The sequence below is a fragment of the Ruegeria sp. O4 genome, assembly GCF_056535125.1.
Genome location: NZ_JBQERO010000053.1, coordinates 1 through 878 on the forward strand (window position 1 = coordinate 1; position 878 = coordinate 878).

At 55.6% G+C, this 878-nt stretch carries 1 pseudogene; it reads left to right on the forward strand.

The annotated features are described in order from the left end of the window. Positions 1 to 67: 67 nt before the first annotated feature. Positions 68 to 866 (forward strand): annotated as a pseudogene (locus ACR0J7_RS20455) (IS5 family transposase). Positions 867 to 878 lie beyond the last annotated feature (12 nt).

Sequence of the window (878 nt, forward strand, 5' to 3'; positions counted from 1 at the left end):
CTAGGGTCAGGATGCATTGATTTTCAAGGCGCTGCATGATTCACGGCTCGAAAAATGGAGTGGTGATATGAGCGACCTTTTCTGGCTGACAGACGAGCAGATGGCCAAACTTTCCCCTTTCTTCCCGCGGTCGCACGGCAAGCCACGGGTCGATGACAAGAGGGTGCTGAGCGGGATTATCTTCATCAATCGCAATGGGTTGCGGTGGCGTGACGCTCCCAAAGAATACGGACCGCACAAGACGCTTTATAGCCGGTGGAAGCGTTGGAGTGAGAAAGGCATCTTCGCTCGGATGATGGTCGGCTTGGCAGCCGAACACGGCGAGGAAAAGACCGTGATGATCCCCTCTCGGGACATTGCTCCGCAATGCCCTGCCGGGCAGTGGACGTGACCTATCTGAAAGCACATCGCACCGCGACCAGCATGGCCGCGAAAAACGGGGGCGTGGCCGCCTGATTGGCCGAACCAAGGGCGGCATGAATACGAAGCTGCATGCTATCTGTGACAGCCAAGGGCGACCGATCAGCCTTTTTGTCACCGCTGGCCAAGTCAGTGACTACATCGGTGCGCGAGCTCTAATGAGCAGCATACCAGAAGTCGACTGGCTGCTCGGGGATCGCGGCTATGATGCAGACTGGTTCCGAGACGCGTTGAAAGACAAAGGAATAAGCGCCTGCATCCCAGGTCGAAAGCAACGCAAGACAACTGTGAAGTATGACAAGCGCCGATACAAACGGCGCAACCGTATTGAGATCATGTTTGGTAGGCTCAAGGACTGGAGGTGTGTAGCGACACGTTATGATCGCTGTCCCAAAGTCTTCCTCTCCGCAATCGCCCTCGCAGCAACCGTCATCTATTGGTTATGAATCCTGACCCTA